Annotated in this window: 8 protein-coding genes; 1 reads left to right on the top strand and 7 read right to left on the bottom strand. The window is 33.0% G+C overall.

Annotated features, from left to right (window positions below; translation table 11 throughout):
- Positions 1-207 precede the first annotated feature (207 nt).
- The 7 genes from ATE84_RS06095 to ATE84_RS06065 all read right to left on the bottom strand — a co-directional run bounded on the left by ATE84_RS06095 (position 208) and on the right by ATE84_RS06065 (position 11,983).
- Positions 208-2,634 carry a TonB-dependent receptor gene (locus ATE84_RS06095; RefSeq protein ID WP_101446738.1) on the bottom strand — a complete coding sequence of 809 codons (2,427 nt, stop codon included), beginning with the start codon at positions 2,632-2,634 and terminating at the stop codon, positions 208-210.
- A 277-nt stretch (positions 2,635-2,911) separates the two neighbouring features.
- Positions 2,912-6,160: an ABC transporter permease gene (locus tag ATE84_RS06090; protein ID WP_101446736.1), complete on the bottom strand. Its 3,249-nt coding sequence runs from the start codon at positions 6,158-6,160 to the stop codon at positions 2,912-2,914.
- Entirely contained in the window at positions 6,157-7,041 is an 885-nt protein-coding gene (locus ATE84_RS06085; protein WP_101446734.1) for an ABC transporter ATP-binding protein, read from the bottom strand. Before ATE84_RS06085 ends, ATE84_RS06090 begins: the two co-directional genes overlap by 4 nt.
- On the bottom strand, positions 7,038-8,450 hold the full coding sequence (locus tag ATE84_RS06080; RefSeq protein WP_101446733.1) for an MATE family efflux transporter: 1,413 nt from the start codon (positions 8,448-8,450) through the stop codon (positions 7,038-7,040). The genes ATE84_RS06085 and ATE84_RS06080 overlap by 4 nt, the downstream gene beginning before the upstream one ends.
- A gap of 43 nt (positions 8,451-8,493) precedes the next feature.
- On the bottom strand, positions 8,494-9,165 hold the full coding sequence (locus ATE84_RS06075; RefSeq protein ID WP_101446731.1) for a class I SAM-dependent methyltransferase: 672 nt from the start codon (positions 9,163-9,165) through the stop codon (positions 8,494-8,496).
- Between the two features lie 13 nt (positions 9,166-9,178).
- Positions 9,179-9,595, bottom strand: coding sequence for a MauE/DoxX family redox-associated membrane protein (locus tag ATE84_RS06070; RefSeq protein ID WP_101446730.1), 417 nt, complete (start codon positions 9,593-9,595; stop codon positions 9,179-9,181).
- A gap of 9 nt (positions 9,596-9,604) precedes the next feature.
- Positions 9,605-11,983: a TonB-dependent receptor gene (locus tag ATE84_RS06065; protein WP_101446729.1), complete on the bottom strand. Its 2,379-nt coding sequence runs from the start codon at positions 11,981-11,983 to the stop codon at positions 9,605-9,607.
- Positions 11,984-12,077: 94 nt separating this feature from the next.
- Here ATE84_RS06065 and ATE84_RS06060 point away from each other — a divergent pair, with 94 nt between their 5' ends.
- Positions 12,078-13,058, top strand: coding sequence for an AraC family transcriptional regulator (locus tag ATE84_RS06060; protein ID WP_101446727.1), 981 nt, complete (start codon positions 12,078-12,080; stop codon positions 13,056-13,058).
- Positions 13,059-13,534 lie beyond the last annotated feature (476 nt).

Raw genomic sequence — 13,534 nt, 5'->3', positions numbered from 1 at the left:
GTAGTTTTGAAACTTTTATGTTTGGTTGTATCCATTTTTTAGTAATAAGCTCTTTACTATAAACACCCATTTTTGAAGCATTATACAGTAAAAAACTACTAAAAAAGATTAATAAAACACTAATTGATATCATTTCATTTTGATAAAACAAGCAACTATATACTAGATGTTTATAGTTGCTTGTATTTAACTAATATTACCGTTTACTTAAAATTTATAAATTATATTGGCAAATAACGCTCTAGGGGCTTGCGGTGTTATTGTTGACCATCCCTTATAATATTCCTTATTAAAGGCATTATTGAGCTTTAGGCTAATTCTATATTTATTTGCTTGATAAAAAATAGATGCATTGGCAACGGTATAACTAGGTAAAATAAAATCTCCTGTAGAAGCATAATTAATTGCAAAACGTTCACTTGCTCCGTTAAAACCTAGTCCTAATCCAAAACCTTCAAGCTTTCCTTTCTGAAATTCATAATCCGTCCAAAAATTATAAATGGTTTCAGGACCAGCTTCTAATGGTCTACGATTTAAGATTTCTACATTATCAGATTTTGTGGTTTCACTATCATTATTACTAAAACCAGCTTTAATATTAAGTCCGTCTACGGGGTTTGCATTTACCTCAATTTCAAAACCGCTACTTTCTACTTCTCCTCCTTGTATTTTATTAAAAGGAGAAGTTGGATCTGTAATAACCCGATCTTTGACCTTTATGTCATAATAGTTTATAGTCGCGTTTAATCTATTATTAAATAAATTAGCTTTCACCCCAAATTCTAATTGATTAGCTTGTTCTGGATCGAACGTTTTTAGTGTTTGCGGACCAGCAGTTGGATCACCAACTAGTGCAGGTGCTACATTTGTAAATCCATTTTGGTAATTGGCAAATACTGATAGTTTATCTTGTATAGGTTGGTATAAAATTCCAAATTTTGGAGAGAAAGCTGTTTGATCATAATCATCATCAAGGTTTGAAAGGTCACCTTCATTATCAAATACGTCTAATCGTAAACCTACCATAGCCGATAAAGATGGAAGAATATTAACGACATCAGAAATATAAGCACTATATACGTGTGATTTAGATTTTATATTAGCAATTCCCTGAGATGCGAGTACGGCATCTACTCCTGCTTCAGATAGTGGAAATGGATTCGTTTCTACATCTGGAGTAAAAGGATTATCACTACTAGCTCCTCCTTCTGGGGTTACATTTCCATAAAAAGCAAAACCACTACTATTATCTGTTTGAGTAGAATTAAAGTAATCTATACCAAAAACTACTCTATTTCTGATTGATCCTAATTTAAAATCTCCTATGAAATTTTGTTGAATATCAGTTGTTTGTGTATTCGCATTTTGTTTACTAACAAAACGAGAAAACGTATCATTACCCAGAATACCATAATCAAACAAAAAAGAATAATACCCTTTGGTTGATGTAGCACTTTTTGACAATATCGTCTGTGATTGCCATGTATCAGAAAGTTTATAGTCTATTTCTACACGATAATTTTGGGTAGGGTTTTCTAAGGTTAGTTCATTACTGGTGAATGATAATTTATAATTGTACCCTAATTGATCTAAATTAGCAGCCTCTGTAGGTGCACTCCTATTCAAGAACAAAAACATAGGGTTGGTTTGTTCTGCTTGCGAAATTTCTCCATAGAATGAAAATGACAACCTATTATTGACACGATAGGAAAGTGACGGAGCAACAAAAAATGATTTTCTAAAACCAGCATCTTGAAAGCTCTGTTCTGTAGCATAAGATGTGTTTAGCCTAAAGTAAATATTCTTATCTGCATCAAGTGCTGTATTAAAATCTCCACTTAGTTGATTAAAACCATAAGTCCCAGATGTAAATGAAAGCTCTCCTCCTGATCCTACATATGGTTTTTTTGTCACTACATTTATAAGACCTCCATAAGAAGTTACTGCACTTCCAAAAAGGGTTGCTGATGGCCCTTTTACGACTTCAATTCTTTCGATATTGGCAGCATTGATAGTCCCGTTAGTAAGTCCTGGTATTCCATTAACCAATTGAGGTTGTACAGAAAAACCACGTAAAGAATAATAACCTGCACCATCACCACCACGCCCGGTAGAAGACCATAATTTTTCAACACCTGCTGCATTTTTTAATGCATCTTCAAAATTCGTGACTACTTGTGATTTTAATAGTTCTGTAGTTACAGTACTATATACTTGAGAATTCTCTATATCTTTTAGGGGCAGTTTAGCAACATAAGCAGTTTTTTTTCTTGAAAACTTATTTTTGCGAGTTCCTTCTATTATAACTTCGGCTAAAATCTCATTTCCTTCATACAAAGTGATAAAGCCAAGTTCCTTTGTCTGATTGTTTTCTATTGAAAAAGAAATTTCTTTTGTTTTAAAACCTAAATAAGAAATAATAAGAGTATAGTTTCCATTTTCTATATTGGCAATTTCAAAGGTTCCATCTGTATTTGACTGTACTCCAAGGGTCGAATTTTTTATCAAGATATTAACTCCCGATAGTACTTTTTGAGCATTATCTGTCGTAGTTCCTTTTACAATTCCATTTTGAGAATATGAAAAGAAACTCAACAATAACAATGTAATAATTATTGATAATTGATTTTTCATTTATAATTAGTTTTGGTTCTATTCTTATTTAAATTAAATAAAAATAATTTTGAAGCAAATCTATTAAGAATGATTCTAAATTAAAACATTTTTTGTGTTATTTTTTTAGATATTTATTGAAATACAGTAAAAATCATACTGCAAAAATGGAAAAGGCCTTTACTTGATATTAAGTTTTGAATAAGTTCTATAACTCTCAAAAAGGGTTTGACTTTAAAACCAGTCAAACCCTTTTAGAATAGTATCCATATTGATTGAATTTTATCATTCTACATAATTACTCTACCGTCTCAAATGTTGTTTTTATAGCTTCTTTTTTGACCTTTGGTACAGTTTTTAACAACTGTTGGTATAATTCTTCAAAGACAATTAGATGGTTGGAGTTTGCATTTAAATATTCTATAATAGTTTTATTAAACAAATCATCCCCAATTTCTTTACTTAAATTATACAGTTTAATAGCTCCTTTATTGGCTTCCAAATACTCTATTCCGTCAGCATAAATCAATGGTTGTTCTACGTTAGGCTCATTGTTTCTGTCTTTACCGTATTTGTCTTTTTTCTTTTTAATAATATGTTCAATAGCTTCTTTGCCTAAGGCATTTTCAACAAAGCTAAGTGCCAAGGCTTCTGGTATGGCTACCCGTAGCATATCGGCACCTTGTACATTGGCTATTTCCATATGATTGTTTAACCACAATTTTGCCATTTGAGCAGCAACGGTTTGATATATGTATGCTTTTTCAGCCATATACTTTGTATTCGCAAACCACCCTTCTTTTTCTGATATGGCAATTACATTGGCAAAGGCATAAAAATCTTCATCGTTCCATTTATTAATTTCATAAAACCTCAATTCCTTAGGTGAAAATCCTTGAAAAACAGATTGATAATATGTGATACTTTTTTTAATGGCATCTTGATAAAATGAGATATTGAAATGATGCTTAGCATCGGCATATATTTGATATTTGATACCACCATAATTATCCTGTACATAATTATTATAATTAGCAGTACCTACACACCAATTAAAAGGTAAAAGAGAATCGATAACATATTTATAAAAATTGCGTTCATTTTCTTTCCAGCTTTTTACAATTTCACCAGGAGCTATGGCTGTTTGTTCTAAGCTTGTACTAATGATTATTGAACCTGTTAACCTATTCGCATCAGGACTATACACATTTTGCGACAAGGCCTTTTTATCATCTGTATTGGCCATTCTAGAACCTAGTTTTTCTAACCCATTGTCTTGGCGTTTTCGGTTTTCGGTCAATTCAATATCGCTATCATACCCAATAACAGGCAGAAACTCTTTAATAGGAGCAAAAGAACCGTTTTTAGTAATATCGGGTTGTAATTCGCTTTGCGAAAGCCCAATATACTGTTTTGTCGCCTGAAGATTTAAAGTAAGTAAACTATCTTTTTGAGTAGCTTTTGGCACAAGGTATCCTATAATGTGGTGATCAATATCTTCACTTACTTTTTGCAAATCTTTACCATTCAAAGCAATTTTATGGATTGTTATAAAATCTTTAAAAGTCAGAAATAATGTATCTACGTTTTTATTAGTCAATTTTATGTTAACCTGATAATTAACTTTACGTATATCAGGATAATAATCCATTATCAAATCTACTTTTTCATATTTTGGTTGTGATTTTTTTGCTATGTATTTGTAGTTTTTCTCATAATCGGCATCTAGAGCTTCTTGTGCTTCTGAGAGTGTAAAATTTCCATTTGCGTATATCTGTTGATTCAGGTAAAACTGTACCCCTATAAATCCAGCAAAAAATAATATTGTGGCTATTTTACTACCAATACTTAATTGGTTACCCATTAATTTTCTATACCATTTTTTTCCTACGCCTCGATGCCAAAACAATACTCCTAAAAGTACAAAGGTTGTTGCCAACAATGCCCACATTGCAGCAAACCAATATGCAGATTTGCTTAGAATGCCATAACCACTAACTTCAGAAAAGTCTTCTATACCCGGTACAAGTGCATAACCGTGGCGTATTTGCTCAAAGAGCCCCATATCGAACGATATAATATTGATCAAAAAGTAACCAACGGTAAGTATGTGGGTTAAAAATCGATTTCCTGTAAGTCCAGCAATAAAAAACACCAATGAAATCTGGAATACAAAGTTTACGAACCCTAACCTGAATCCTAGAATATCAATCGCATATTGTTTAAGGTCTATCAACGAAAATCCGCCTTCGATAATTTGTGAGAACATCCCCACAACTACAAATCCTAAACATAAAATAAGCGCTAAAGCATAGGTTGCAATGAGTTTAGAAACTTGTGTCACCCAAACGGGCACGGGCAAGGCATCTGTAATTTGCCATATTTTCACTGTTTTTTCTTTAAAGAACAATTCGCCCGACCATATCATCAACAGCATTGTAATGAACACGCCCCAAGGCAACCTAAAGAAGGTCATATTACTGGTCAGCGGCATTTCATTTCCTATATAATAACTGGTGTTAAATAATAGGTTTTGTAATAAAATCATTAGTATCATTACAAATAAAATGATTTTAAAGGATGTTGGCCGAACAATGTTCAACAACTCAAGCTTTGAAAGCCTAAATAGCTTGATTACAAAATCCTTAAAGGTCTGAGAGATATTTACCTTAGGTAGTATACTGCTTTTTGCCTTATTAGGTGCATCTATTACCTTGATTTTAGTTTTTGTAGAACTACCGGCATTTACAAAATCTTTAAAACTAAATTTTCTATAGGCAAGGATAAAAAGAAACAATGCAACCCCTATCCATATCAATCTATTGGCAAGCACATAACCCGTTATCTTAATGTATTCAGTATTTTTTTGTGCAGTAGTAAGGTAATCCATATAATTCTCTACAGAAACGTAACCAGATGGGTCTAAATAAAAATAGATGAGACTTCCTCCACCACCTTCATAGGATACCTGCATTACTACAAATAGAATAACTAATACAAAGCTTGCCAAATAGCCAACAGCCATTCGCTTAGAGAATACAATACTGGCAAAAATGAGTGAAACATAAACCAATACATTGGGAATATAGAAAAACAATATCGCATGAAACATCTGCCCAATAGGAACAGGACCAAATCGATGTGCTTCTCCAATACCCGAATAAGGAACCAGCAACATTCCTACGAACATTCCGGTACCTAAAATCATTAAATACAGAAAAGCAGCTAGATAGCGTCCTACAAAAAACTGTTTTTCATTTACAGGCATACTATACATCCATTGTGCAGTTTTATGTTGAATGTCTTTGTACAATACTCCCCCTGTAACAATTGCTATGATAATTACCATAAGCATTCCCAGACCCGCATAATTTTGATAGATAATTGCAGGAGCGTTCATTAAAACGCCATCATTTACATAATAATCGAAGGCTCCTTTGGTATACCAAATACCTTGAAACACCAACATAATAAAAAAGATAAGAGACAGCCACGTGAACACTCTTGTTTTTAGTTCGTGTTTTATGATGCTAAATATCGTTTTCATACAGTTAAGCTTTGTTGATTGGAAATAAGGTTAAAGTAAGCATCTTCCAATGTTGGCATTTTTTTCCAACATTTTTCATTGGGCATATCATCATCCAAAAGGGTAATCAGCATTTTTCCGCCATGAAAACGATTGGATATAACGGTATGGTTTTTAGTATAGGTTTCCAATTCTGATTTATCGATTTCCAATTCCCATAATTTTTCATTTAACTCACTTTCAATTTGATGGGGCTTACCTGTAAGCAATAGTTTTCCGTTGCCTATAATGGCCATTTCATTACATAATGTACTTACATCTTCTACGATATGGGTAGATAAAATAACTACGGTATTTTCACCCAATTCAGATAGTAGGTTATAGAACCTGTTTCGTTCCATTGGGTCTAATCCTGCGGTAGGTTCATCTACAATAATCAATTGTGGATTTCCGAGCAGCGCTTGGGCAATACCAAAACGTTGTTTCATCCCCCCAGAAAAACCGTCTAGTTTTTTGCTGCGTGCTTCATATAGATTTACGCGTTGTAGTAGTGTCGAAACCAGTTCTTTTCGTTCGCTTTTTTGAGTAACCCCTTTCATATCTGCTATATGGGTCAATAACTCTTCGGCAGTTACATTAGGATAAACACCAAATTCCTGTGGTAAGTACCCCAGTGTTTTTCGTAGTTCATCTGGTTTATGCAATACATCTATTCCATTAAAATCAATACTTCCAGAATCGGGGTCTTGTAAAGTAGCAATAGTACGCATAAGGGTAGATTTTCCGGCTCCATTTTGTCCCAAAAGCCCAAACATTCCCTTACCTATTGTAAGCGATACGTCTTGTAGGGCTTTTACCCCGTTTTTATATGTTTTTGATAAGTTTTTTATTTCTAATTTCATTTTTCTATTGATTTTAAATCTGAATTAATAACTATTTTGGGTATGTTTTGCCCATTATCTTGTAGTTCTGATAAGGATTTAAATGATTTTAAGCAGAGAAAGACAATCCAGATGGTGATTACAATATCTATACATGTTGCTCCATAATAAATACCACCTATTCCAAACCATTTTGGTAGAAAAATCATTAAAGGGATATAAAATATAAGTTGTCTGGCCAAAACCAATATACTTGCAGGCTTAGATTTATCTATAGCAGGAAAATAGGTTAATGCCATAAAAACAAGAGGTAAAAATGGGAGAACAAAAACATAGATTCTAAAATGCCATAAATTGTCTGTAGAAAACTGTACATCTGGTAACATTAATGAAAGGCTTTGTTGTGGAAAAATGGTCAGCAAAAGCCAAAAAGGAAATACAAGCCAAAAGCCTGTTTTTGAAAACAAAACAAAACTACTCTTCACTCTTTTATACTGTTTTGCCCCATAATTGATGCCCGTTACAGGCTGCAAAGATCTCATTAAACCAAAAAGAGGAGTCATCAGAAAAAGTAGAATTCTATTTGCAGAAGCAAAAAATGCAAGATCTTCTACTGTACCATACTTAGATATGGCAATGAAAACCACCAATGCCTGTACCAGCCCCATGATAGACATCATAAGTCCAGGGAAACCCATTTTAACAATGTTGTTAAAAATGGGTTTATTGTATTTTAATGAGTCGATATTTGCGGTAAAGGAAGCTTTTCCTTTTTTAAAATAGCGATAGCCCATAATACAGTAAATCAGCATTCCTGTATTAGTTGCCCACGCAGCCCCTTCTACTCCCATATTAAAATATTTAATAAAGATAGGGGTGAGTATAAGATTTATAATGAGACCGAAAGACATCATTATAGCTGCTTCTTTCATTTTACCTTCAGCTCTTACTATAAAATTCAGTCCCAATCCATATACCCAGAAAGGTGATGCCCATAAAGTAGCTCTCAGATACAACACTCCATACATTTTAACTGCTCCATTTCCTCCCATCAATTCGATTAATTCTTCAGCAAAAACATAAGATGGAATAGCGAACAACAACGTGGTTATGAGCATTAAAATAGTTGCATTGGATAAAATAGAACGTTGTGTGTTGGTATCATTTTTGCCCAGGGCGATACTCAGTAAATTTCCACCTCCTGTTCCTGCCCATGCCCCCAGACCTAAAGTAATAGAGGTTAATGGATATGCTAAAGCAACTCCAGAAAGCGCAATTTCATCCATCAATTGCCCTATATAAACAGTGTCCATAAAGGCATTTAATCCAAAAAGCACCATAGCGATAATTGCCGGAAGCGATAACTTCCACATAACTTTCGCTAGAGCTCCGGTCAGTATGAATTCTTTTTGTTTTGCTATTAAATCCATACTCTATTATTTTTTGATGGCATGGTAATCTTGAGTTTCATTGTTATACTTTTTTGGTTATCCAAGCACCGTATATAGACGTTTGAAAAAAGCGTACAGGTTTTTCAAAACCAGTATCGATCAACAATTTGATAAGTCGCTCCTCTGTATCGTGATACAGGGTATTGGTAATTCTATCTATTCGTTCGTCTATGTCCTCTTTATTCAGAAAAGGAGATAGTAATTGTTTCAAAATTTCCAAGTTCTTTTTAAGCTCTGTTTTATTGCCAAAAATGCTCATTAGGACAAAGGGGGATCCAGGTCGTAGTCTTTGTGCTATTTCTTTTAACAATTGTAGCTTACTACCGTCATCTTTTATAAAATGTAAAACAAGTAGCAAAGTTGCCGCACCAAAAAGTTCGTTTGTGGGTAACTGTGTTACTTCTCCTTTGATAAGTTTGATGTTTTTATAGTGATGCAGTTTCTTTTTAGCTATGCTAACCATTTCGGGTGAGGGGTCTACACCTGTTATTGACCAGTCTTCCTTGGCTTGGGCGAAAGCTAGAATTTCATTTCCCGTACCACAACCGGCAACCAAAATTTCCTTTTCACAAACACTTTTTAACATTTGTGGCAGTGTCGATATGAAGTAATCATAATTGGGAATCCAACATTGAACAAATTCATCGTAATTGATAGCACGGTCGCCTTCAAATATGTTTACACTATTGTTCATTGTCTGTTCTTTATTAGATGAGAGTTTTATTTTTTTGGAAAAGGATAGGATACCATTCTTTGTACCTACCCATAATCAGTATTGTATTCAACAAAAACATACTGGAGTCAAAAAGGATATAGAAGGTGTTTTTAGAAAAATACACATGGGTCATCAACAAGCAAAGTATCAAAGGCACAAGCATTATGGCTGCCAAAATATAGGTTCTTTTGAAAACTAATAAAACACCACACAGCAATTGAAAAAAGCCTACAAAATAGAGATATCCACTATTCTGCAAGAAATCATAAAATTCAAAAAACAGCGGATCACTACCCACTGCATTTGCTCTAAATATCGAAGGATCATAGGGCAGGAACAATTTTTCGATACCCGCATAAATAAACATTAGAGCTAATAAAAATCGAATGATATAGATTGCTACTTTCATCCTGTTATCTTAAAATTTAAAGGTCAATGTAGTGCCATAGGTTCTAGGCAATGCAAAAGTCGATGCTTGAAACCCACCAACACCATAACCATAGCTGAAATAAGCTTCATCGGTTAAGTTTTTAGCCCACACAAACACATCTATATTTTTCGAAGTTATTCCTACTTTACCGTTAAGCAAGCCATAAGCCTTTTGAAGCATTTGATTAGGAATGTCAAAATAAATGTCATCTTGGTAATTATAGTCCAGACTTGTTTCAAAGTCTATCTTTTTAGTGATAGGCTGAATATAGTTTAGGGTGATATTTCCATTAATTTCAGGGGAAACAGGCAGTGATTTTCCTGACCGATCAACCAGAGTTGTTGAACCATCTTGAGGATTTATCACTGTTTCCTCATATTTTTTGATTTCAGCGTTTAAGTACCCTAAATTTAGTCCGAGAGTTAAACCTTTGGCAAGAGAAGCTTTAGCTTCCAGTTCTGCTCCAAAAATTCTTGATTCACCAATATTATCATTACCAAATGCAAAGGCAGACAGATCAACTATAGTATAGATTTGTTGGTCTGTATAGGATGTATAGAAGCCCGTAAGGTTTAACTTTATTCTATTATCCCAAAAATTAGTTTTTACACCTATCTCATAATTTATACTACTTTCATTGTCAAAGGTCGCTTTTTGTTTATCGAGTACAAATTCGTTGATCCCTCCAGGTCTAAATCCCTTTGCAATACTAGCAAATACAAATACATCATCATTGGCAGTATAGCTTAATGACAACTTGGGTGAAAACGCATTGAATTCTGCAGTTTTTTCAAAACTGCCCGGTAGAAAAGCAGATGTGTTAAATGTTCTTTTAATATCAAGACTACTTTCTTCATAATCAAACCGCACCCCTCCAGTAAGTATTAATTTATCAATAATATCATACGATGCTTGCCCATAAACTGCAATTCCTTTTTGAGTATTTTTAGAATCATCTAAACGTGTAAATGGTGCCAATGGTTCTAAAGTTGGATTAATTTGCCCAATATCGTTTCCTGTGTTTAGATTTCTGTCAAGCTGAAACATATTATGATATAAAAGCAGCCCTCCTACCCATTTTAGGTTAGAATCACCGTTAGAGACGAATCTAAATTCTTGTGAAAAGTTCTTGACCTTCGAAAGTCCAGATGAAGACTGAATATCAAGAGGAGTATAGTCATAATCATCTGCACCATCTTCTACTGTAGTTTGATAGGCCGAAATTGAGTTTATATTAAAGCCTGAGAAGTCATACTTAATATTAAAGGCAATGTTTTGATTTACGGTCTTTCTAAATACATCCACATCAAAATTAACTTTGTATGGATCTTTTAAAAGATCTTGTAATGCATTTTGTGAAGAAGAAATCAAAAACGCATAGGCATCAGATTCTTTGCGTTGTACATTATATAGGAAACCTAATCTTAACCTATCTGTTGCCAAATATTTTAATTTAAAGTTTGCATCAATATTTTTTCTGTTTTGTAGTTCTTTATTGTTAAAACTATTATTTATGAAACCATTCCTGTCAATTATATTAGTACTTGCTCTAAAGAATAATTTGTCTTCTACTAGAGGTGCATTAAATGTTAGAGCTAGTTCTTTTGCCTCTAGATTACCATAGCCTGCTTTTATGTAGCCATTTATTGTATTGGTAGGTTTTTTTGTTGTTATTCTGACTACACCTGCTAAAGAGTTTCTTCCGTAAAGCGTACCTTGAGGACCTCTTAGTAACTCAATATTATCGATATCCTGTAGTGCTATAGGAAATGAATATCCATTAAAATACGGGATATCATCTATATATACTCCAACAACTGGTTTATTATCATAAGTAGTAATACCTCTACTGCTAATCATTGTAAAAGCACCATTTGCTCCATCGTCATAAGCCCTAAAATTTGGAGAAATGCTATTTAACTCGCTTATTTGACTGATTTGCAATTGAGCTATTTCTTTAGAACTAATTGCCGATATAGAAGCGGCTGTTGTTTGTATATTCTCTAGACGGTTGTTTGCACCTGAAATAATAACTTCTTCCAGCTCATTAGTAGATTTTTTCAACACAAAATTTAGTATAGTATTATCTTCTTCTAGGTCAATCTTTGTTGTTTGTGATGCAAATCCTAAATAGTTGGCTTTTATAAAATATGACTTATTGGATAAATTGGTAATCCTATACTCTCCTTTTGCATTAGTAGAAACTCCTTTTACTGTACCTAAAATGATAATATCGGCACTTTCAATTAGATTTCCTGTTTCATCCGTTACATTTCCGCTGATAGTTTTCTGAGCATAAGAACTTAATACACATATAATTAGAGTAATACAGAGATTAATTTTTTTAATTGTTTTATTTAGATTCATTTTAAATAGTTAAATTTGAAAGCGCAAAAATACTGTTGAAAAAAAAATTCAACTACGCAAAAGGGAAGTTTATATACGTGTAACGGAATAATATATGGGACTCAAATTATGTTTAGAGGATGTTCAGGATATCATGTTTGAATCTGGAAAACACCAATATGATATTGATGTTGCAGGCACTCATGAATTAAACATATCCTACAATTACAAGAATTTTAGAGGATGGTACAAAGAAATTGTACTGGATAATTTTAAAATAGGCTATGGTAGTAGTACACTTTCACAAAAAACAACTCTTTTTTTTGAGTTTAATGAAGAAACCGTAGAAATGCACTTCACCCTTCAAGGAAGTTCGAGTACTTCAATAGAAGCTCTACCTACCGATTTTTCTATTGGTAATAATACACATAACATTTTTTATTGCAACGATATTAAAGGGAAAATGGAGTGGAACTCAAAAGATTTTTACATTTTTGAAATCAATCTACAACCTAAATTTTTTGAGCAATACCTGCCTGATGATGGTTTATTCGATACGTTCAAAAAAATAATACAAAATAAAGAAATAGGTTTTTTAAGCCCACACAATCATCCCATTACCCCTCCTATGCTCATTATTATATATGAAATAATAAATTGTTCATGGAAAAACAAATACAGACAGTTGTTTTTGGAAGCTAAGGTTTTAGAACTTTTATTGTTACAATTAGAGCAAATTAGATTGTGTGATGTATGTCTTGTGAATATCAATACTTCTAAAACCATTATTGATAAGATGTATTATGCAAAGGAAATTGTTTTAGCCAAACTAAATAACCCAATGTGTTTATCCGATTTAGCTAGAGTAGTGAGTACCAACGAATGTACATTGAAAAAAGAATTTAAAAATGTATTTGGGACAACTGTTTTTGGTTACATAAGAGACACAAAAATGGAACAGGCAAAAAAGATGTTACTAAATCAAAAACTTTCTGTCAACGAGGTCTCAGATAGGATTGGCTATAAAAACCCACAGCATTTTTCTACAGCATTTAAACGAAAATTCGGAGTTAGTCCAAGTAGGATAAAAGGATAATTAGTACCGAGAACAATTACAAGTTATTCTCGTTATCTGAGTATCCAATAATTACTATTGATATTCTTTTCAAGATTCAAATAGATATAGCACTTTTTACTGAAGAATTTGATTTTCAAGCTGTTTCTTTAGTCCCTGAAAGAGAATAAAACTATTTCTGAGGCAATTTGATTTATTTTCAAAAAAGTAAAACCAGAACGAGGGTTAAATGACAAACTGATTGACAACATAGAATGCATAATAAGAGAAAACACTACAAATAAGTGCATTTTGATTAAACTGTATTGCTTGTATATCCCTATGAAATTGACCCATCTATTTTAAATCTAAAAGAAAAAAGCAAGAAGCAGGCAAAAACAAAAAAACCCTTTGAAAATCAAAGGGTTGATCTAAGTACTCGAGGTGGGAGTACCATTATTTTTAATTATACTTAAATCCTTTTAAACCCTTTTAGACTACTATACATAGATTATGTT

Source organism: Aquimarina sp. MAR_2010_214 (assembly GCF_002846555.1).
GTDB lineage: Bacteria > Bacteroidota > Bacteroidia > Flavobacteriales > Flavobacteriaceae > Aquimarina.
Note: the sequence above shows the minus strand (reverse complement) of the source record. Positions and strands in the feature narration are given on the sequence as shown.